Consider the following 19,685-nt stretch of genomic DNA (forward strand, 5'->3'; position numbering starts at 1 on the left):
ACCGCTTCTAAGGCATTCGCCCAAACGCTTTGGTCCAAGTTTTCGCTCGAACGCTTTGGATCACGATCGAACGATCCGCCCCGCCAGAGAATTTGCCCCACTATCAATGATTTCTACCTGAGCGAGGTGGCCTACGCCCACATCTGCATCCGCAACATGCACCGCATGCAGGTAATCGGATTTGCCCACCATCTGACCGGGAAGCCGCCCCTCTTTTTCAAACAGAACCCCCACAGTCCGTCCCACCATGGCATCCTGCGTGGCGCGTTGATGATGGGTGATGCGCGCCTGCAAGCGGTGCAGCCGCTCGGATTTCACGTCCTCTGGCAGCTGATCCCGCTCAGCCGCCGGGGTGCCCGGGCGCGTGGAATATTTGAAGGAATAGGCATAGCCGTATTTCACTTCCTCGATAAGGTCGATCGTATCCTGAAAGTCCTGCTCGGATTCTTCAGGGAACCCCACAATGAAGTCACCAGACAGAACAATGTCGGGCCGCGCTGCGCGAATGCGCTCGATAAGCCGCAAATAGCTTTCCGCAGTATGGCTGCGATTCATCCGCTTCAAAATCCGGTCACTGCCCGATTGCACCGGCAAATGCAGATAGGGCATCAGCTTGGCACAGGTGCCATGCGCCTCGATCAGGTCGTCCGTCATGTCATTGGGGTGGCTCGTGGTGAAGCGAATGCGCTCCAGCCCGTCGACCTTGTCCAGTTCCCAAATGAGCTTGGCCAAAGACCAGTCCGCCCCATCCGGACCTGCCCCGTGATAGGCATTTACATTCTGACCAAGCAGCGTGATTTCACGCACGCCGCGTTCCACCAGATCGCGCGCCTCTTCCACGATGCGACCCACCGGGCGGCTCACCTCGGCCCCACGCGTATAGGGTACCACGCAGAAGGCGCAGAACTTGTCGCAGCCTTCCTGCACCGTCAGGAACGCCGTCGGGCCGCGCTTGGCTTTGGGCCGGTGCCGCAATGTGTCGAACTTGTCGTCCACCGGAAACTCAGTGTCGAGCGCCTTGCCGCCCGTCTGCGTTTTCGCCTCAAGCTCAGGCAGGCGGTGATAGCTTTGCGGGCCGACCACCAGATCGACCATCGGCTGACGGCGCATGATCTCCTGCCCCTCGGCCTGTGCTACACAGCCCGCCACGCCAATCTTCAGATCTGGTTTGGCCTCTTTCAACCCCTTGAACCGGCCCAACTCAGAATAGACCTTTTCCGCCGCCTTTTCGCGAATATGGCAGGTATTCAAAAGGATCATATCCGCGTCATCGGGCGTGTCCGTCTCGACATAGCCCGCCCCCCCATGGCCTCGGCCATGCGCTCGCTGTCATAGACATTCATCTGACAGCCGTAGGTCTTTATATAAAGCCGTTTGGGCTTGGACATGTGACGCTCACCTTTGTCGCGGTTTCAGGGCGCCTGCCTACATCAAATCACCCATGTCTTGCAATGCGCTGCGTTTTGTTCGACCTTGCGAAAAAAGAGCAGACATCGACATGCAGCACGAAGATCTGACGACATTCCTGAATGCAAAGCCCCAGGCACTTGCCAAGGGGCCGATTGCGTTGATTTTCATCGAAGACGAGGTCGAAGTCGACACCACGCTGCGTCATCACCTTGATTGCGGGTTCAAGTCAGTTCTGAGCTTTATGCCAAAGGATTTCAAGCTGGCAGATGATGTGGCCCGCAAAGTGCACCGCATCGAATACAATGTCACCCACGACGCTTCCTATGTGGACCTGATCAACCAAGTGATTCCGGCGGTCAACAATCAATGGCTCTATTTCTGCTTCAACGCGGAATACCTGTTCTACCCGTTCTGCGAGACCCGTACCGTGGGCGAGTTACTGACATTCCATTTCGAAGAGCGGCGCGATGCGATGCTGTCCTACGTGGTGGATGTCTATGCTGGCGATTTGAACAAGCATCCCAATGCCGTGTCGCTGGAAGACGCGCATCTGGACAAGTCCGGTTACTACGCTCTGGCACGCAATGACCCGGACAATCACAACCACCCAAAGGAACGTCAGCTGAATTTCTTCGGCGGTTTGCGCTGGCGCTATGAGGAACACATCCCAGAAGACCGGCGCAAGATTGACCGGATATCGCTGTTCCGGGCCAAGCCAGGCCTTGTGATGCGCCCCGATCACACATTCAACGACGAGGAATACAACACCTATGCCTGCCCCTGGCACCACAATGTCACAGCCTCTGTGATTTCTTTCCGCGCCGCCAAAGCGCTCAAGTGTAACCCCGGTTCAACCTTCGATATCGAGACCTTCAAATGGCATAACTCAACGCAGTTCGAGTGGCATTCGCGGCAATTGCTGGATCTGGGTCTCATGGAACCCGGCCAGTGGTTCTAAAGCGTTTCGCGATCATCTGCGAGTCAGGTTTATCGCGAAACGCTTTAACGCCGCCGCGCCCAGATGCGCAGGTCCACGACGGCCTTTAAGAAAACCACACCCGCAAGTATGCAAAGCGCCCATTTGCTGATGGGTTCCATCGCCCCTTCGATCAAGAGTGCATGGACCACCGTTCCGGTGATAATCACGGCGGCAAGGCTGGTATGTACCCGGCGCCAAAGCCTGGGGCCAAGTCGAAGGCGCTTTCTCGGAAGTGCAAGAAGCGCCGCCAGAAACACAGCCCACATCGCGACAACGCCCCAGACCGAGAACGGTGTGGGCGACCGGAAGAGCAGCACGTCGATGACATCCGGCGGGCTTGTGATCCAAAGTCCGACCACATGTACTGCGACGGCCAAAACCAGCCCGGAACCGACCCAACGATGCACATGCCGCCCAGTCACTGCACGCAGTCCCGGCAGCACCCCTGCCGCCAATAACGGTTGCAACAACATCAGAGCCAGTCCCAGAATACCGGCAAACCCCGCTATGATGTAAACCGGCTCGCGCCATTCCAGAAGCGGACTCTGCGTTGCGGCCAACACAGGCACGACAACGGCCAGTCCAACGGCAATCCAAATCAGAGTGGCACGCATGATTGGCAAGGCGATACGATGGCCCGGCTCACACTTGTTTCAACACGAACTCAACATGCAGCGTGGTATCGCTCGAACTGGCCATGATGGGCCGCAGAAACACCGTCTCAAACGAGGCATCGTCAAATTCGGCATCATAGGCCAGATGCCCATGCGGTTGGCCAAAGGCAGGTACGATTTGCGGCATGTCCATGTGAAACGCGCCATTCGCATCCGTAAGCGTGGCACCATGGCTTTCCGGTTCGCGCTCATGTCCCTCGGTCGTATGCGCCCACATCTGGATGCGTCGCCCTGCCAGAGGCGCGCCATCTCCGGCGCGGCGCACGGACCCAGTCATCAGAAACCCGCCCCGGCCAATGCGCTCAACAATCGGCGCGCCAGGATAGTAGTTGTTTGCGCCCCCGGGCATGGTTGGCGTTGGCGCCAGCCCTTGCGCGCGCGCCGGCACCACAAGGCCGGATGCGCCCGTTGCGACAACTGCGCCACCACCAGCGAGGACATATCGACGTGTCAGACGTGGCGTGCTCATGGGTATGTCTCCTTCTGCGCTTGAAACCTGAACTTAGCGCAAACGCGCTTTATTCCGAGCCATGTCACAAAAGTTTCGTCAGGAGGCGAAGTCAAAGCTTCGTGACCGATCTCTCAGTTGATCAGCCGAGTTCAGCCGAAAACGGGCTACATGGAGCCATTTTTTTCAGAAAGATGTAAAAGCGTTATTCGCTCAGGCGCTTCAGCGTGTCGACAATCGCACTGTTGCTGCCACTGCTGGAGCTTTGATTGTCAAATCCGGTCAACGCCGCGATCTGACCGCGGGCATCGGCCGAATTGTCATAAAGGTTCATACCAAAATCATAGGTCAGCTGCATCCGGTCATGTAGGAAAGGCCAAAACGCGCGTTCTTGCCACGCCGCCGCCATCACCGCAATGATAAGACCCGCGCGCACATAAGTCGCAGCGCGTTTGGCCCGAACGGACCGTGCCTTATTGATGTCAGCACGCGTATTTTCTTGTCTAGCAGCAGCAGTCATGGTGCCACTATGACCGTTTTAAGTGGCAAGATTGGGGCAATCCACTGTCCAAATCGCGACAAACCCATGCCGAAATATCCGCCAAAAACGCGCCTTTGAAGCTCAGAGATTCTCGGGCTGCGGCATGCCCAGCACGTGATAACCTCCATCCACGCGGATCACTTCGCCCGTGGTACAGGCCCCAGCATCAGACGCCAGATACACCGCCGTGCCGCCGATGGCCTCTAGCGTGGCATTGGCCCGCATCGGCGCATTTTCCTCAGTGTGACGGAATGTCTTGCGTGCGCCGCCAATGGCTGCACCGGCCAGTGTTTTCATCGGGCCAGGTGAAATCGCATTGACCCTGATTTTGTCCGGTCCCAGATCATTGGCCAAATACCGTGTCGTCGCCTCCAGTGCCGCCTTGGCCACGCCCATGACATTGTAATTGGGCACAACCCGGTTCGACCCTTGGTAAGTGAGCGTGAGCATCGTGCCACCCTGCTCTTTCATCAGCGGATAGGCCCGACGCGCCACCTCGATGAAGGAATAGACCGAGATATCCATCGAATGCTTGAAATTAGGGCGCGTGGTATTGAGGAACCGTCCCGACAGCTCAGTCTTGTCGGAAAAGGCAATGGCGTGGACTACAAAATCGATCGTCGGCCAGCGCTTACTCAAGCGCTCAAAGGCAGCCTCTATGGAAGCATCATCCGTCACATCCACATCCATCAGGATATCAGACCCCAGCGACTGCGCCAGCGGCTCAACCCGCTTGGCAAAGGCCTCTCCCTGATAGGAGAAGGCCAGTTCTGCCCCTGCATCATGCAGCGCCTTGGCAATCCCCCAGGCGATGGAGCGGTCGTTGGCGACGCCCATGACCAGGCCGCGTTTGCCTTTCATTGAGTGCATCATGGGTGTCCTATCCGTCAAACTTGCTCAGCAACATCGAGCCATTCGTGCCGCCAAAACCGAAACTGTTGGTCATCACCGTATCAAGGCCCGCGTCGTCCACGCGGCTTGTCGCGATCTCGGCCGATTGAATGCCGGGATCAAGCGTGTCGACATTGATCGACGGGATGATGAAATCATTGTGCAGCGCCAGCAGACAATAGATCGCCTCCTGCGCGCCTGTGGCCCCTTGGCTATGCCCCGTCATGGATTTGGTGGAGCTGATGGGGGGCACATGGCCTTCGCCAAAGATGCGGCGCACGGCCTCCACCTCACCCACATCGCCCACCGGCGTCGAAGTTCCATGGGCGTTGATATAGCCCACCTTGCGCTCTTTGCCGAGTTGGCTGAGCGCGAGGCGCATGGCCCGCTCGCCGCCCTCGCCCGAAGGGGCAACCATGTCATGGCCATCGGACGTTGCGGCATAACCCGTGACCTCGGCATAGATTTTCGCACCGCGCGCCTTGGCATGCTCCAGATCTTCCAGAACCACGATGCCCCCGCCACCCGAGATCACGAACCCATCGCGATCCGCATCAAAGGCACGGCTCGCGCGCTCTGGCGTGTCGTTGTATTTCGAACTCATCGCGCCCATGGCGTCGAAAAGACATGAGAGCGTCCAGTCCAACTCTTCCCCGCCACCAGCAAACATCACATCCTGTTTGCCCATCATGATCTGTTCAGCGGCATTGCCAATGCAATGCAGTGAGGTCGAACAGGCCGAAGTGATGGAATAATTGATACCCTTGATCTTAAACGCCGTGCTGAGATTGGCCGACACGGTCGAACACATGGTTTTCGGCACAGCAAAGGGACCAACCCGCTTGGTCGCCCCGGATTTCAGAACCGCCTGATGCGCCGCCAGCATGGCCGAGGTGGATGGCCCACCCGATCCCGCCACAAGCCCGGTTTTGGGGTTTGAGATTTCACCCTCCTCCAGCCCCGCATCGGCAATCGCCTGTTGCATGGCGATATGCGCATAGGCCGCCCCCGGCCCCATGAATCGCAAAGCGCGTTTGTCGATATGCGCGGTGACATCGATATCAAGCGCCCCGGCCACCTGACTGCGAAAACCGTGCTCAGCCATCGCCTCATTGGCGGTGATGCCGGATTTGCCCTCTTTCAAAGAGGTCAGAACATCATTTGCGTTGTTGCCAATGCTGGAGACAATCCCCAAGCCTGTGACGACGACACGGCGCATTGCGCTCTCCCCTTGGTTGGTCAGGACATGTGTAGGACAGCCGGTGATGGGGGGCAAGCGGTTAGGCAGAGGGGAAGGCAACGCGCGAAATGATAGCCGTGCCAGCGGCGGACCGGGGGACGGCGCGGCTACGCTTTGATCGGCAGCACTTTATCGCAGCCAAACTCCCCTAACGAATAATCGGCACGCCTACGTTAACAAAGCGACGGCCCAAACGGGCCGGTCCGTCGCTGGCACGGCGGCGCGTTCCGCGCCTTGATTCCGTGCTTGGTTGAGGTGGTTGAAACTCTAAGGCGCTATTCTCACCTAGACGACACCTATTGGTTTCTTTGACCGAAGCTCATAACATCCACACCTGAACCAAGTCTGAAAAGAGATCCTAAGTGAGCTTGGCACATATTAACTCAGTACGACCCGCCCTAGAAAAATCGCATTGGGTGATCTTGAGTGAGAATCTTGTCGAAGACTCTCAACAAACCGCTCTCTGGAGGATTTCGCGACCTGACGGCTCACACCAACTTACCATAGTCTTTTGGGGTGGTTGGGACGGAGACGGACTTGAACTAATTCCGTATGAAAAAAGCATTGCCTGCTCAATTCTGGAGTTTCCAGAAATCGAAGCATACTTCGGCAAGTTTCACAAAACTTGGCCGAAAACTCTTAAGGAGTTTATTGGTGAGATAAACAAACTTGGTTGAGGCGACTTTTGGTTTGATGAATCCCCTCAACTCTCGCTCAGCGCCACCTTCATGTCCTTGACCTGGTAGATCACCTCGCCATCAGCCTCTACACGCCCATCGGCGACACCCATGGTCAAACGCCGGGTCTGCACCGCCTTGGTGAAATCCACGTAATAGGTCAGCATCTTGCGATCCGGCCGCACCATGCCGGTGAGCTTCACTTCCCCCACGCCCAGCGCATAACCGCGCCCCTGCCAGCCGCGCCAGCCGAGGTTGAAGCCGGTGAGCTGCCAAAGCCCATCCAGCCCAAGACAGCCCGGCATGATCGGATTGCCGGGAAAATGACAGTCGAAAAACCAAAGATCAGGTTTGATATCAAACTCGGCCACCACATGGCCCTTGCCATGCGCCCCGCCATCGCCGCTGATATCGGTGATCCGGTCCATCATCAGCATCGGCGGCTCAGGCAATTGCGCATTCCCGGGGCCAAAAAGCTCGCCCCGCGCGCATTTCAGCAGGTCGTCTTTGTCGAAACGGCTCGGGTAGTTGGCCATGAGTAAGGCCCTTTCTGGGTCGTCAATTGCGTTCTTTGTTCCTCTAGCACCGAGGAAAACCCGCACGCAAGCCCGACCACCGCACGTTGCGTGGTCGAAAGTGTTTGAAATTGTACCGAGTCAGACCCTATATTGTGCGGTGTAAAAGGAAAGTGACATGTCGATCACCAAAGCTGAAACACGCGGATCAGAATGGCTCTCAGGGGCCGGGTTGCGCCCCACGCGGCAACGTGTGGCACTTGCCGCATTGCTGATCGGCGACGGGCAGCATCGCCATGTCACAGCAGAAAGCCTGTTCACGGCGGTGCAGAAAACCGGTGCAAGGGTGTCACTGGCCACGGTTTACAACACATTGCGTGCGTTTTGTGACGCGGGGCTTCTGCAGGAAGTCATGGTCGACGGCTCAAAAAGCTATTTTGACACCAACACGCATGACCACCCGCATTTCTTCTGGGAAGGCGAAGAGCGCCTGACCGATGCTCCAGCGGATCAGTTGCAGATTTCGCGCTTGCCGGACGCGCCCGAAGGGGCCGAGATCGCCAGCGTGGATGTGGTCATCCGCCTGCGCCGCACCGCCTCCTAAACAATTAACATGCGTGCCATCAGCTATGAGGTCTTTGGATCAGCCCAAGATGTGCTGGTGCTCGGTGATATAGAGCCCCCCGCCCCGGCTCCGGGCGAAGTCCTTGTGCGGGTGTCTTTCTCCGGTGTGAACCCGTCTGATGCCAAAGCCCGCGCAGGTGCGCGGCCTGGCGTTACGAAACCCGCCTTCCCGCGCATCATCCCGCACTCGGATGGCTCTGGCATGATCGAAGCCGTGGGCGACGGTGTATCCGAAGGCCGTATTGGTGAGCGGGTCTGGATCTGGAATGGTCAATGGCAGCGCCCCTTTGGCACTGCGGCAGGATATATCGCCCTGCCAGCCGATCAGGCCGTCCCGCTGCCGGATGGCATCTCTCTGGAAACCGGCGCAGCACTTGGCATTCCCGGTCTGACCGCCTGTCACACTGTCTTCGGTGGTGGCGATATCGCAGGTCAAACCTTGCTGATCTCTGGCGGCGCCGGATCGGTCGGCCACAACGCGGTGCAACTGGCCAAATGGGGCGGCGCGAAGGTGATCGCCACGGCCTCAGCAGGCGCAGCCGAGTATGTCAAAGCCGCCGGTGCGGATGTGGTTCTGGACTATGCTGATCCCGATCTGACCGCGCAGATCATGGATGCGTCCGACGGCGGCATCGACCGCGCGGTGGAAGTCGAATTTGGCCAAAACGCGGGCCTTCTGGCTGAGGTCATGAAACCACTCAGCACCATCGCCACCTACGGCTCGGGCAAGGCAATGACCCCGGAAATGCCGTTCGGCCCCTATCTCTTCAAGGCGCTCAAGATCGACATCACGCTGATCTACGTCCTGCCTGCGCCCGAACGCACCGCCGCGATTGAGCGTTTGCACAGGGCGATGACCGACGGGGCCTTCACCCCATCCATCGACACAACCCTGCCGTTGAAGGACTGTGCCACTGCCCATGACCGCGTCATGCAACCCGGTCGGCGCGGGTCGGTTTTGCTGCGCCTCTGAACGTCAGGCAAAACCCGCTTTCCCCCCGACCCAGACATGCCACTCTGCCGACAAACCCCGACCTGCGGAGGGACCATGCCCATTACCACCTGCGTATTTGACGCCTATGGCACGCTTTTTGATGTCGCCGCCGCCGCCCGCAACGTGGCCTCTGAACCGGGACGTGAAGCTTTTGCCAAACACTGGCCCGCCATCGCATCGCATTGGCGGCTGAAACAGTTGCAATACACCTGGCTGCGGGCGGTGATGGATGAACACACGGATTTCTGGGATGTCACACAGGATGGTCTCGACTGGGCGCTTGAGGCCGAAGGGTTGGCGGATGACCCCACCCTGCGCGACCGCCTGTTGCAGCTCTATTGGGAGCTGGAGGCCTATCCGGAAGTGCCCGCCATGCTGCATGCACTCAAAGACAAAGGCATGAACACCGCGATCCTCTCCAATGGCTCCCCCGCAATGCTCAATGGCGCGGTGCAATCGGCAGGGATCGGCGATGTGCTTGATGATGTACTCTCCGTGGAAAGCGTGGGGATCTTCAAGCCGGCCTCGGTGGTCTATGACCTTGTGGGGCAGCGTTTTGGCTGCGCCAAGGAAGACGTGCTTTTTGTATCGTCAAACGGCTGGGACGCAGGCGCGGCGGCAGGGTATGGGTTCACCACGGTTTGGGTCAACCGCGCGTCCGAACCAGTTGACCGATTGCCTGCGAGGCCGGACCACTTCCTCTCTGACCTGACCACCATTCCGGAGCTTGCGGTCTGATGCCGCGTTTCACCACATCCGATGGCCTCTCGCTTTACTACGAAGACGAAGGTCAGGGCGCGCCGATTCTGTGTCTTGCTGGCCTGACGCGAAATGTCACGGACTTCACCTATCTGATGCCACATCTGACGGGCCACCGCGTGATCCGCATGGACTACCGCGGTCGCGGGAAATCGGACTACGCCGAGGACTTCATGAGCTACAGCATCCTGCGCGAAGGTCAGGACGCGATTGAGCTGATGGATCACCTCGGGATTGACCGCTTCACGCTTATCGGCACCTCGCGCGGCGGGCTCATTGCCATGGCGCTTTCGGTCACGCATCCGGGCCGGATGAACGGCGTCGTGCTCAACGATATCGGGCCAGAAGTCGCCCCCATCGGCATTGAGCGGATCATGGACTACGTGGGCAAAACGCCCCCCTTTGTCTCTCTCGATGCCGCCGCCGAGGCGCTGCATGCAGGCCACGCTGAAGGTTTCCCTGATGTGCCGCTCTCCCGCTGGCGGGAACAGGCGGAATTCATGTGGGCCGATGCGCCGGGCGGCGGGGTCGCTTTGCGCTATGACGCCAAGCTGCGCGATGCGATGATCGGTCAGGCGGGGGCCGGAGAGGCCCCAGACCTCTGGCAGCTTTTCGATGGGCTGAAAGACCTGCCTTTTGCCGCCATTCGCGGCGCGAACTCCGACCTCTTATCCGTTGAAACCTTTGAGAAAATGCAAGCTCGCCATTCTGACCTGATTGCCGTGACCGTGCCCAACCGGGGTCATGTGCCGTTTCTCGACGAGCCTGAGGCGCTCTCAGCCATTCACCAAGTTTTGGATGCCACCAAATGACCGATATCACCATGATCCGCGCCGCCGCAGAGCGTCTAAAAGGCCATGCGCGGCGCACACCGCTTTTGTCATCGCCCTTTCTGGATGAGATCGCCGGGCGACGCGTATTCGTGAAACCCGAATGCCTGCAACACACCGGAAGCTTCAAATACCGCGGTGGGCGCTCGGCTGTCTCAGCCCTCGACGCGGCCACCCGCGCCAAGGGAGTTCTGGCGTTTTCATCCGGCAACCATGCCCAGGGTGTGGCACTGGCAGCGCGTGAATTTGATGTGCCTGCGGTGATCATCATGCCCAATGACGCACCGCAGATCAAAATCGAAAATACCCGTGCTCTGGGCGCCGAAGTGGTGCTTTACGATCGCCCCAGCGGCGAAAGTCGTGAAGCTTTGGGAGATACGCTGCAGGCTGAACGCGGGCTTACGCTCATCCGTCCCTATGACGAGCCGCAGGTGATCGCCGGGCAAGGCACCTGCGGGCTGGAGATTGCCGAACAGGCCGCCGAGCTTGGCATCCATGAAGCCGAGGTGCTGGTCTGTTGCGGCGGAGGCGGACTGACATCTGGCATTGCGCTCGCCTGCGAAGCGGACGCGCCGGGGCTGAAGGTGCGCCCGGTGGAACCGGAAGGTTTCGATGATGTGAAACGCTCGCTGCTCTCAGGACATATCGAAACCAACAACCAGATGTCCGGCAATATCTGTGACGCCATCCTGACCCCTGCCCCCGGTGAGATTACCTTTCCGATCCTCAAACGCCTCGTCGGCCCCGGCATAGCCGTCAGCGAAGACAACTGCCTGCGCACCATGGCGCACGCCTATGAACGGCTGAAAGTCATCGCCGAACCCGGCGGTGCCGCCGCGCTGGCCGCCGCGCTCTTCCACGGAGATAAACTGAACTCCGATACGGTGATCTGCACCATCTCGGGTGGCAATGTAGATGCGCCGATGTTTGAACGCGCCCTTCAACACACAAGGTAAAGAGTATGACTGACTTCACCATCGCCTCTTTCAACGTCAAAAACCTCATCGGCGCGGAGAAGGAATATTACCAGTTCCAGACCTACTCGCCCGAGGAATATGCCTGGAAGAAAGACTGGCTTGCAGATCAGCTTTTGACGCTGGATGCCGATATCGTCGGGTTTCAGGAGATTTTCGAGGAAGACGCGCTGCGCGATGTGATCGAGGAAACCTCGCGCCGCGCCCATGCGCTGAATGACGCTAGCATCCCGGACAAATCCAAGCGCTATCATCGCAAAGCAATTTTCCGCAAGCTGGCGGTAACGCCCTATGATGATGCCAGCCTGGCCTTTGCCCCCAACGCCGCTGACACTGGCGAGGCAGGTCGCAGGCGACCGGGCGTCGCGATCCTGTCGCGGCTAGGTTTTGACGGGCGCCCCGAAGTTCTGCAAGATCTTGATAAACCTTTGCATATTCCCTTCAAAACCTTGCGCGGCATGGAGGGCGACAAGGACGCCGGGCACTATACGCTGCGCCGCCTGTCGCGCCCGATCCTGAAGGCGCGTATCCCTGTAGACGGGCAATCTGTGACCGTGTTCAACTGTCACCTGAAATCCAAATTGGGCGAGCACATCAGACCCGAGGGCGCAGATTTTGCACCCGAAGAAAACCTGACCGACTATGACCCCGTCGGCCGCGCGCTCGGCTCACTGCGCTCCGCGTTGCGACGTATGGCCGAAGCCTGGGTGCTCAGGCGCGAAATTGTGGCCGAATTGAAAGCCGGGCATCCCGTGATGGTGCTTGGCGATTTCAACGATGGGGAACACGCCGTCTCAACCGAAATCATCACCGGCGAGACGCCGTTCAAAAACTACGCCTGGATGCTGCGGCATGATGCCAAGGAATATTCCGACCGCTATTCCGAGGAAGAGAGCAAGCAGATCACCAAGGACATCGAGGCCGTGCGCCTGCATTCGGCGGAAAAGCTCTTTGTGCGCAAATCCCTGCGCGACATGGTCTATACCTCGGCCTTCGGCGGGGTTTATGAGAGCATCGACCAGATTTTCATGTCGCGCCATTTTCAGCCCGACAACCCTGACCGCGAGGGCGAAATGGGGTATTTCAGTGTGTTCAACGATCACCTCACTGACGGCTCGCATCCCGAGGCGCCGTATAACAAATTGGCCTCTGATCACGGGCAAATCATGGCGCATGTTCGGATGCGCGGCGCGAAAAACAAAAGCTGACTTTGGCAGAAACCAGTTTTGTGCTACTCTACCCTTACTTTTTATTAAACAAATTAACTTTAGGGGCGGCGGCCCCGTTTATTTTAACGAACATGAACGGTTCATGAGCCGTCGAATTTGACATGGAAGTTATTGAAACCCGGCTGCTTGGTTTGGCCGTTATCGCAGCCTTGGGATACGCCGTTGCCACCATCGGCATGAAAATGGCCTCAGGTCACTGGACGCTGGCCGCGCTGATGTTCATCGTTCTTGGATTTGTTGCAGCAACTCAGGTCGAAATCATCCTGATGCGAGAAATATCACTTGGTGCGCTTTATCTCATCATCATCGGCATCGAAACACTGGTGGTGCTGACCTATGCGTTCGCCATTGGCGAGGGCCTGTCAGGCCGCGATGCCATGGGTGGGGCGTTCGTTCTGGCCGGGCTGGCGGTGATCTCTCACTAGCGCCTTCCCCGCGCCCGAATTGCCATAGACATGCGTCGCGCCGCATGGCTTTCTGTCGCAAACGCGAACAGGAAAACGTCATGCGCACCCAAGTGGCCATTGTCGGCGGCGGTCCTTCGGGCCTTTTGCTGGGTCAACTTTTACACAAGGTGGGGATTGAAACTATCATCCTCGAACGGCACACCCGCGCGCACGTACTTGGCCGTATTCGCGCAGGCGTGCTGGAGGCTGGCTTGGTCAACCTGATGGATGAGGCGGGTGTCGGCGCACGGCTAAGTCGCGAAAGCTTTCTGCACCATGGCACCAATTTCGCCTATCCCGGCGGCATGTTTCACCTCGATTTCAAGGCTCTGATTGATCAACATGTGACGGTCTATGGTCAAACGGAACTGACGCAGGACCTCTACGAGGCGCGCGATGGTGCCAACCTAATCACTTTACATGAATGCAGCGACGTAACGCTTTGTGATATTGAAACAAAGGCTCCTAACATAGAGTTCACATATGACGGCCAAACCAAACGCCTGACCTGCGATATCATCGCCGGATGCGACGGGTTTCATGGCCCCTCGCGGCAAGCGATCCCCAAGGAAAAACGTCGCGAGTTTGAAAAGACCTACCCGTTCGGCTGGATGGGAATTCTGTCTGAGACATCGCCCGTGAATGACGAACTCATCTACGCCAATTCCACACGCGGATTTGCGCTATGCTCAATGCGCAACCCAGCGCTTAGCCGCTATTACGTGCAATGCGATCTGAGCGACAGCCCCGACAACTGGTCCGATGAGCGGTTCTGGGACGAGTTGAAACGCCGTATCCCGCGGGAGGCCGCGGATACCCTGATCACCGGGCCGTCGATTGAAAAATCCATCGCGCCACTGCGGTCTTTCGTTTGCGAACCGATGCAGTGGGGTCGACTTTTCCTGTGTGGTGACGCGGCGCACATTGTGCCGCCGACAGGCGCAAAGGGGCTGAACACTGCGGCAAGCGATGTCTATTACCTCTGGCAGGCGCTATCCGCCTTTTACGCAGACAAGGACCAAGACGCCCTGTTACACTATTCCGAAACCGCCCTAGCCCGCGTTTGGAAAACCCAGCGGTTCAGCTGGTACATGACGAAACTTTTGCACCATTTCCCGGATCAATCCGAATTTGATCATAACATCCAACAGGCTGAGCTTGCGCATCTGGCTGAGAACCGCGCAGCACAGATGGCGCTGGCCCAGAACTATGTCGGCCTGCCCTATTAAACACTGTGAACGGACCCGACCATGGCTTTTACCAAGGTAAATGACATCTCCCTGCACTACAGCGATGACGGGCCAACAGATGGTCCTGCGCTTGTCTTTGCCAACTCACTCGGCACCGATCTGCACCTGTGGGACCCGATCCTGCCCCATCTTCCTGAAGGCCTGCGCATCATCCGCTATGACAAGCGCGGGCATGGGCAATCTGAAGTGCCGCCCCCGCCCTATTCCATGGGTGCGCTCGTCAGCGATGCCGAGGCCCTGCTCGATCACCTGAACATCCGCGATTGCGTTTTTGTCGGCCTCTCCGTCGGTGGCATGATCGGCCAGGGGCTGGCGGTCAAACGGCTCGATCAGGTGCGTGCGCTTGTGCTGTCGAACACTGCCGCCAAGATCGGCACGAAGGAGCTGTGGCAAACCCGAATCGACGCGGTACGCGCAGGCGGCATTGCGTCCATAGCCGATGCGGTGCTGGACCGCTGGTTTTCACGCGACTTTCTGGCCAGCCCCGAACTGGGCACGTGGCGTGAGATGCTGATCAGCCAATCCGACGAGGGTTATATCGGCTGTTCCGCCGCCATTGCCGGCACGGATTTCTACACCCCCACCAGCGGCCTGCGCCTTCCTCTTCTGGGCATCGCAGGATCTGAGGACGGCGCCACCCCACCTGATCTTGTGCGCGAAACCGTTGACCTCGTGCCCGGCTCAGAATTTCAGCTCATGCGCCGCGCCGGTCACCTGCCTTGCGTGGAACAGCCCGAAGCCTATGCCAAGCACCTGATGGGGTTCCTGCGCCAGATTGGGCATATTTGAGCGCTTTGGCTGTATCGAAGCTGGCAACGACACGATTTGAACCGCTCACTTACCGACAAGAACCAAATCTCTTCTACGCTTACAGTTGACTCAAGAATGTTTCGAGGGTAAGTCGCCCGCCATGAAACAGCAAAAGACCTTTCAGTTGGAGTATCGCCTAACCCACTAAAATTGTGGGACGGCTCTCCTATTGGCGAAGGTCGGAGACTGTAAATCTCTCGGTAATTCTGTGTTGGTTCGAATCCAACCCGTCCCACCAAAACACCTTGCGGGTGTAGCCCAATTGGTAGGAGGCGCCTGATTCAGGATCAGGACAGTGTGGGTTCGAATCCCACCACCCGTACCAAATCAATCAGCCAGACTGGCGCAATAGGTAGACGCGGTGCGTTGAGTACGCATTTGTTCCGGGTTCGAGTCCCGGGTCTGGCACCATTTCTTGCGCGCCTAGCCCAAATGGTAGAGGCATCGGGTTTAAGCCCCGAACAGTCTCGGTTCGAATCCGGGGGCGCGCACCATTTTTCGCACGCGAGGAAACTTGGCACATCAACGAGCTTTGGTTTCTGGTTGAGTGGAGACACGAACGAGTGCACGGTACACATCGACTTCAATAGCAAGCCAAACACATGTCCTCTCGCCTGCCCGTTCTGTTCATCCTGATGACCGTCATGATCGACGCCATGGGCATTGGCATCATCATCCCGGTGATGCCAGCCCTGATCCTGGATATCGAAGGCGGCACATTGGCCAATGCGGCGATCTGGGGCGGGATCTTGTCGTCAAGCTTTGCGGTGATGCAATTCCTCTTCGGCCCATTGATTGGCAACTTGTCAGACAGGTATGGTCGGCGGCCTATTCTGTTGGTGTCGCTTTTTGTGATGGCTGCTGACTATGTTGTCATGGCCATCACCCACAGCATCTGGATCCTGCTTTTGGCCCGTATCGTCGGCGGGATTGCCGGGGCCACGCAATCCACCGCAGCCGCCTTTATGGCGGACACAAACCCACCCGAGAAACGCGGCGCGGGCTTTGGGCTGGTCAGTGCCGCCTTTGGTCTGGGCTTTGTCCTGGGACCATTGATCGGGGGACTCTTGGGTGATCTGGGCCCCCGCGCGCCCTTTTATGCTGCAGCATTGCTGGCGTTCATCAACTTTCTTTTTGGTTTCATCGTCCTGCCCGAAACCGTCACCGACAAGACCCGTCGCGCCTTTACCCTGTCGCGCGCAAACCCGTTCGGGGCCATCAAGCACATCCGCACCCTGCCCGGGTTGGGTCGCCTGTTGACGGTGCTCTTGCTTTACCAACTTGCCTTCAACGCCTACCCCGCCATCTGGGCCTATTTCACGCAAGCGCGGTTCAACTGGGACACGCGTATGATCGGCATATCCCTGGCGGTCTTTGGTATCTCCATGGCGCTGGTTCAGGGCGGGCTCATTCGCATCGCAATCAAACATCTAGGCGAGGTCGGCACCGTCATGGCAGGGTTCAGCTTTGCCATTATCTCCTTTTCCATTCTAGCCTTCCTCACGAATGGCTGGGCCGCGCTGGCGCTCACCCCTGTCTCGGCCATGGCGGCGATGTCGGTCCCGGCCCTGCAAGCCATCCTGTCACGCCAGACGTCTGAGGATGCGCAGGGCGAGTTGCAGGGCATCTTCACCTCGGTGGGCGCATTGGCAATGATCCTGTCGCCCCTCCTGATGACCAACGTCTTCGCCGCCTTTACCGCCCCCGATGCGCCTATCTATTTCCCAGGCGCGCCTTTTCTCGCCTCGCTTGTCCTTGCCTTTGCAGGCCTCCTGCTCTTTTTACGCAGACGCAAGCGCCCGGAGGACATTCGCGTCACGTAAGGTCGGTTTCTGTCTTGAATTGGCGCAGCATTCGCGCGCAGGGTGGCCAAAACAGCGCCGGGAGGGATCATGACCACCATCAAAGCTGCCGTGTGCCATACGTTTGGCGAACCTCTGGTCGTAGAAGATGTGGAGCTGCGCGCGCCCGAAGCAGGCGAGATCGAAGTGACGCTGGATGCAGTTGCCATCTGTCATTCCGATATCTCCTATGCCGAAGGCGCCTGGGGCGGGTCCCTGCCTGCCGTGTATGGCCACGAAGCCGCCGGACGCGTCACGGGTGTTGGTCAAGGTGTGAGCGGTCTTACTGAAGGCGATCCTGTCGTGGTCACGCTCATCCGAGCCTGTGGGCAATGTCCCAGCTGCGGCGCGGGGCAGCCCACGATTTGCGAGACCCCCTATGACGGCGATCACGGCCCACTGAAGACGAAAGACGGAGGCAAACTCCATCAGGCCATGGCCTGCGGCGCCTTTGCAGAATGCGTCGTCGTGCACCACAGCCAGGTCGTGAAGCTGCCAGAAGGCATAGCCATGGATGCCGCCAGCCTGCTGGCTTGTGGCGTGGTTACTGGCGTTGGTGCGGTGGTGAATGCCGCCAAGCTGCGTGCGGGACAAGACGTGGTGGTCATCGGCGCAGGTGGTGTCGGCCTAAACGCTATTCAGGGCGCGCGCATCGCAGGGGCCCGGCGCATCGTGGCCGTGGATATGTCCGAAGACAAACTGGATGACGCGCGCAGCTTTGGGGCCACGGATGGTGTGCTGGCCACCGGCGATTCCCCCTGGCGCGAAGCCAAACAATTGATGGGCCGCGGGGCCGATGCCGTGCTTGTCACCGTCGGCGTACCGCGCGCCTATGACGAAGCGCCTCGCTATATGGCCTATGGCGGACAGGTGATCATGGTGGGCATGCCGCCCACTGGGGCCACCTCGACTTATGAGCCAGCCAATTTCGCGGCTGTGGGGCAGTCTTTGGTGGGCTCCAAGATGGGCGATGTTGTGATCAAGCGCGATATCCCCTGGATGGTGGATATGTATGAACAGGGCCGCCTCAAGCTTGATGAGCTGATTTCGAACCGCTGGTCACTGGATCAGATCAACGAGGCCATTGCCGATACCAAATCCGGCACCGCGCGGCGCAACGTGATCATGCTGCGCTAAGGCCACACCCGGGGAACCGTTTTCTTGCAAGAAAACGCCTCGGAAAATTGCAATTTTCCGCGCCCTTCAGGAGACGGATCATGGAACTCAAAGACCTCGATATCATCATCACCGCCCCGCCGCCTCCGGGTTGGGGAGGGCGCTATTGGATCCTTGTGAAGCTGACCACAGACAACGGGGTCACTGGTTGGGGTGAATGTTACGCCAGCAGCGTTGGCCCCGAGGCCATGCGCGGCGTGATCGAGGATGTGTTCGAGCGACACATGGCGGGCGAAAACCCCGAAAACATCGAACTGATGTTCCGCCGCGCCTATTCCTCGGGCTTTACGCAACGCCCTGACCTGACCGTCATGGGCGCGTTTTCGGGGCTGGAGATCGCCTGTTGGGACATCCTCGGCAAGGCGCGTGAGCGACCTGTTTGGGCGCTTTTGGGCGGGCGGATGAATGAGCGTCTGCGCGCCTATACGTACCTCTATCCCCTGCCCCATCACGACGTCACTGACTTCTGGACCTCGCCCGAAATGGCAGCGGAGGCCGCGCTAGAATGTGTGGCGCGCGGTTACACGGCAGTGAAATTTGACCCAGCTGGTCCCTACACCATACGCGGCGGCCACATGCCAGCCATGTCCGATATCTCCATGTCCGCCGCCTTCTGCAAAGCCATCCGCGAGGCTGTGGGCGATAAGGCTGATCTGCTTTTTGGCACCCATGGGCAATTCACCACCGGAGGTGCCATTCGGCTTGCCAAGGCGCTGGAACCCTATAGCCCCTTGTGGTTCGAAGAACCCATTCCACCGGACAATGTCGGCGAAATGGCCAAGGTGGCCGCGGCGACGTCTATCCCTGTGGCCACTGGCGAACGCCTGACCACCAAGGCGGAGTTTGCCCCCGTATTGCGGCAAGGCGCGGCGACAATCCTGCAACCGGCTTTGGGCCGTGCTGGCGGCATCTGGGAGATGAAGAAAGTGGCCGCCATGGCCGAGGTCTATAACGCCCAGATGGCCCCGCATCTTTATGCAGGCCCTGTCGAATGGGCCGCCAATGTGCATCTGGCGACCTCCATTCCCAACCTGTTGATGTGCGAAACGATTGAGACGCCGTTTCATGACGCGCTGATCAAAGGCAGCATCAAGGTGGAGGATGGGTTTATTGTCCCACCTGAAGCACCGGGCCTTGGCATTGAAGTGGACGAAGCGCTTGCGCGCGCCAATCCCTTTGATGGTGAGGGGTTGCATCTCGAGATGCAGGACGCGCCGTGTGACTACGTGAATGGCAACAGTTTTGCAGGTGGCGCGCCGGTGAAAGCCGAGTAGCCGCGCGATGGCCAGACCGCGGGATGGCGAGCTGTCGCTTGTTCTACGCACTTTATGCCGCCAAATCCGAAAATCTGTTGATGGGCACGCTTACGTCAACAAA

At 58.6% G+C, this 19,685-nt stretch carries 19 protein-coding genes, 4 tRNA genes and 1 pseudogene; 17 read left to right on the plus strand and 7 right to left on the minus strand.

The genetic code is table 11. From position 1 onward, the window contains the following. Positions 1-60: 60 nt before the first annotated feature. Positions 61-1,388: pseudogene (gene miaB, locus RZ517_RS13150) on the minus strand (tRNA (N6-isopentenyl adenosine(37)-C2)-methylthiotransferase MiaB). A gap of 110 nt (positions 1,389-1,498) precedes the next feature. On the opposite strand from miaB, the gene RZ517_RS13155 reads away from it, so the two are divergent. Then, on the plus strand, positions 1,499-2,368 hold the full coding sequence (locus RZ517_RS13155; RefSeq protein WP_338548650.1) for a hypothetical protein: 870 nt from the start codon (positions 1,499-1,501) through the stop codon (positions 2,366-2,368). 44 nt (positions 2,369-2,412) lie between these two features. On the opposite strand, the gene RZ517_RS13160 is transcribed toward RZ517_RS13155, so the two are convergent. The 6 genes from RZ517_RS13160 to fabA form a co-directional block, all read right to left on the minus strand. Next, entirely contained in the window at positions 2,413-3,003 is a 591-nt protein-coding gene (locus RZ517_RS13160) for a ferric reductase-like transmembrane domain-containing protein (RefSeq protein ID WP_338548651.1), read from the minus strand. A gap of 28 nt (positions 3,004-3,031) precedes the next feature. Beyond that, entirely contained in the window at positions 3,032-3,532 is a 501-nt protein-coding gene (locus RZ517_RS13165; RefSeq protein ID WP_338548652.1) for a twin-arginine translocation pathway signal, read from the minus strand. A 184-nt stretch (positions 3,533-3,716) separates the two neighbouring features. Beyond that, positions 3,717-4,031 carry a hypothetical protein gene (locus RZ517_RS13170; RefSeq protein ID WP_338548653.1) on the minus strand — a complete coding sequence of 105 codons (315 nt, stop codon included), beginning with the start codon at positions 4,029-4,031 and terminating at the stop codon, positions 3,717-3,719. 102 nt (positions 4,032-4,133) lie between these two features. Beyond that, positions 4,134-4,925, minus strand: coding sequence for an enoyl-ACP reductase FabI (locus tag RZ517_RS13175; RefSeq protein ID WP_338548654.1), 792 nt, complete (start codon positions 4,923-4,925; stop codon positions 4,134-4,136). 7 nt (positions 4,926-4,932) lie between these two features. After that, on the minus strand, positions 4,933-6,162 hold the full coding sequence (fabB, locus tag RZ517_RS13180; protein ID WP_338548655.1) for a beta-ketoacyl-ACP synthase I: 1,230 nt from the start codon (positions 6,160-6,162) through the stop codon (positions 4,933-4,935). Between the two features lie 724 nt (positions 6,163-6,886). Next, complete coding sequence (gene fabA / locus RZ517_RS13185) at positions 6,887-7,396, minus strand: bifunctional 3-hydroxydecanoyl-ACP dehydratase/trans-2-decenoyl-ACP isomerase (protein WP_317057549.1); 510 nt, start codon at positions 7,394-7,396, stop codon at positions 6,887-6,889. Positions 7,397-7,553: 157 nt separating this feature from the next. Between fabA and irrA the strand changes: the two genes are divergently transcribed. The 16 genes from irrA to RZ517_RS13265 all read left to right on the plus strand — a co-directional run bounded on the left by irrA (position 7,554) and on the right by RZ517_RS13265 (position 19,582). Then, on the plus strand, positions 7,554-7,979 hold the full coding sequence (irrA, locus tag RZ517_RS13190; RefSeq protein ID WP_338548656.1) for an iron response transcriptional regulator IrrA: 426 nt from the start codon (positions 7,554-7,556) through the stop codon (positions 7,977-7,979). Between the two features lie 9 nt (positions 7,980-7,988). Beyond that, a complete protein-coding gene (locus RZ517_RS13195; protein WP_338548657.1) occupies positions 7,989-8,972 on the plus strand; it encodes an NADPH:quinone reductase in 984 nt (327 codons plus the stop codon). 75 nt (positions 8,973-9,047) lie between these two features. Continuing rightward, a complete protein-coding gene (locus RZ517_RS13200; RefSeq protein WP_338548658.1) occupies positions 9,048-9,731 on the plus strand; it encodes a haloacid dehalogenase type II in 684 nt (227 codons plus the stop codon). After that, positions 9,731-10,564: an alpha/beta fold hydrolase gene (locus tag RZ517_RS13205; protein WP_338548659.1), complete on the plus strand. Its 834-nt coding sequence runs from the start codon at positions 9,731-9,733 to the stop codon at positions 10,562-10,564. Before RZ517_RS13200 ends, RZ517_RS13205 begins: the two co-directional genes overlap by 1 nt. Continuing rightward, positions 10,561-11,538: a threonine ammonia-lyase gene (locus RZ517_RS13210; RefSeq protein WP_338548660.1), complete on the plus strand. Its 978-nt coding sequence runs from the start codon at positions 10,561-10,563 to the stop codon at positions 11,536-11,538. Before RZ517_RS13205 ends, RZ517_RS13210 begins: the two co-directional genes overlap by 4 nt. 5 nt (positions 11,539-11,543) lie before the next feature. Next, positions 11,544-12,764, plus strand: coding sequence for an endonuclease/exonuclease/phosphatase family protein (locus RZ517_RS13215; protein ID WP_338548661.1), 1,221 nt, complete (start codon positions 11,544-11,546; stop codon positions 12,762-12,764). A gap of 122 nt (positions 12,765-12,886) precedes the next feature. After that, positions 12,887-13,210, plus strand: a complete 324-nt coding sequence (locus RZ517_RS13220; RefSeq protein ID WP_338548662.1) for a 5-aminolevulinate synthase — start codon at positions 12,887-12,889, stop codon at positions 13,208-13,210. Between the two features lie 80 nt (positions 13,211-13,290). After that, positions 13,291-14,460 (plus strand): 4-hydroxybenzoate 3-monooxygenase, encoded by a 1,170-nt coding sequence (gene pobA / locus RZ517_RS13225; RefSeq protein WP_338548663.1) that lies wholly within the window; start codon positions 13,291-13,293, stop codon positions 14,458-14,460. Between the two features lie 21 nt (positions 14,461-14,481). Then, positions 14,482-15,270, plus strand: coding sequence for a 3-oxoadipate enol-lactonase (gene pcaD, locus RZ517_RS13230; protein WP_338548664.1), 789 nt, complete (start codon positions 14,482-14,484; stop codon positions 15,268-15,270). Between the two features lie 175 nt (positions 15,271-15,445). Continuing rightward, a tRNA-Tyr gene (locus RZ517_RS13235) sits at positions 15,446-15,529 on the plus strand. A 9-nt stretch (positions 15,530-15,538) separates the two neighbouring features. After that, a tRNA-Leu gene (locus RZ517_RS13240) sits at positions 15,539-15,616 on the plus strand. A 9-nt stretch (positions 15,617-15,625) separates the two neighbouring features. Then, positions 15,626-15,702 (plus strand) — tRNA-Leu (locus RZ517_RS13245). Between the two features lie 6 nt (positions 15,703-15,708). Further along, positions 15,709-15,785 (plus strand) — tRNA-Leu (locus RZ517_RS13250). A 108-nt stretch (positions 15,786-15,893) separates the two neighbouring features. Beyond that, positions 15,894-17,114 carry a TCR/Tet family MFS transporter gene (locus RZ517_RS13255; RefSeq protein ID WP_338548665.1) on the plus strand — a complete coding sequence of 407 codons (1,221 nt, stop codon included), beginning with the start codon at positions 15,894-15,896 and terminating at the stop codon, positions 17,112-17,114. A gap of 69 nt (positions 17,115-17,183) precedes the next feature. Then, positions 17,184-18,269 (plus strand): zinc-binding dehydrogenase, encoded by a 1,086-nt coding sequence (locus RZ517_RS13260; RefSeq protein WP_338548666.1) that lies wholly within the window; start codon positions 17,184-17,186, stop codon positions 18,267-18,269. A gap of 80 nt (positions 18,270-18,349) precedes the next feature. Next, positions 18,350-19,582, plus strand: a complete 1,233-nt coding sequence (locus RZ517_RS13265) for a mandelate racemase/muconate lactonizing enzyme family protein (RefSeq protein WP_338548667.1) — start codon at positions 18,350-18,352, stop codon at positions 19,580-19,582. Positions 19,583-19,685: the final 103 nt, after the last annotated feature.

Origin of the sequence: Roseovarius sp. S88, assembly GCF_037023735.1 — a bacterium.
GTDB lineage: Bacteria > Pseudomonadota > Alphaproteobacteria > Rhodobacterales > Rhodobacteraceae > Roseovarius > Roseovarius phycicola.

Coding starts and splice junctions, on each gene's coding strand:
- RZ517_RS13200 (WP_338548658.1), top strand. CDS start 9,048: ATGCCCATTACCACCTGCGTATTTGACGCCTATGGCACGCTTTTTGAT.
- pcaD (WP_338548664.1), top strand. CDS start 14,482: ATGGCTTTTACCAAGGTAAATGACATCTCCCTGCACTACAGCGATGAC.
- fabA (WP_317057549.1), bottom strand. CDS start 7,396: ATGGCCAACTACCCGAGCCGTTTCGACAAAGACGACCTGCTGAAATGC.
- RZ517_RS13165 (WP_338548652.1), bottom strand. CDS start 3,532: ATGAGCACGCCACGTCTGACACGTCGATATGTCCTCGCTGGTGGTGGC.
- irrA (WP_338548656.1), top strand. CDS start 7,554: ATGTCGATCACCAAAGCTGAAACACGCGGATCAGAATGGCTCTCAGGG.
- RZ517_RS13255 (WP_338548665.1), top strand. CDS start 15,894: ATGTCCTCTCGCCTGCCCGTTCTGTTCATCCTGATGACCGTCATGATC.
- pobA (WP_338548663.1), top strand. CDS start 13,291: ATGCGCACCCAAGTGGCCATTGTCGGCGGCGGTCCTTCGGGCCTTTTG.
- RZ517_RS13160 (WP_338548651.1), bottom strand. CDS start 3,003: ATGCGTGCCACTCTGATTTGGATTGCCGTTGGACTGGCCGTTGTCGTG.
- RZ517_RS13155 (WP_338548650.1), top strand. CDS start 1,499: ATGCAGCACGAAGATCTGACGACATTCCTGAATGCAAAGCCCCAGGCA.
- RZ517_RS13220 (WP_338548662.1), top strand. CDS start 12,887: ATGGAAGTTATTGAAACCCGGCTGCTTGGTTTGGCCGTTATCGCAGCC.
- RZ517_RS13195 (WP_338548657.1), top strand. CDS start 7,989: ATGCGTGCCATCAGCTATGAGGTCTTTGGATCAGCCCAAGATGTGCTG.
- RZ517_RS13205 (WP_338548659.1), top strand. CDS start 9,731: ATGCCGCGTTTCACCACATCCGATGGCCTCTCGCTTTACTACGAAGAC.
- RZ517_RS13215 (WP_338548661.1), top strand. CDS start 11,544: ATGACTGACTTCACCATCGCCTCTTTCAACGTCAAAAACCTCATCGGC.
- RZ517_RS13265 (WP_338548667.1), top strand. CDS start 18,350: ATGGAACTCAAAGACCTCGATATCATCATCACCGCCCCGCCGCCTCCG.
- RZ517_RS13170 (WP_338548653.1), bottom strand. CDS start 4,031: ATGACTGCTGCTGCTAGACAAGAAAATACGCGTGCTGACATCAATAAG.
- RZ517_RS13175 (WP_338548654.1), bottom strand. CDS start 4,925: ATGATGCACTCAATGAAAGGCAAACGCGGCCTGGTCATGGGCGTCGCC.
- RZ517_RS13260 (WP_338548666.1), top strand. CDS start 17,184: ATGACCACCATCAAAGCTGCCGTGTGCCATACGTTTGGCGAACCTCTG.
- RZ517_RS13210 (WP_338548660.1), top strand. CDS start 10,561: ATGACCGATATCACCATGATCCGCGCCGCCGCAGAGCGTCTAAAAGGC.
- fabB (WP_338548655.1), bottom strand. CDS start 6,162: ATGCGCCGTGTCGTCGTCACAGGCTTGGGGATTGTCTCCAGCATTGGC.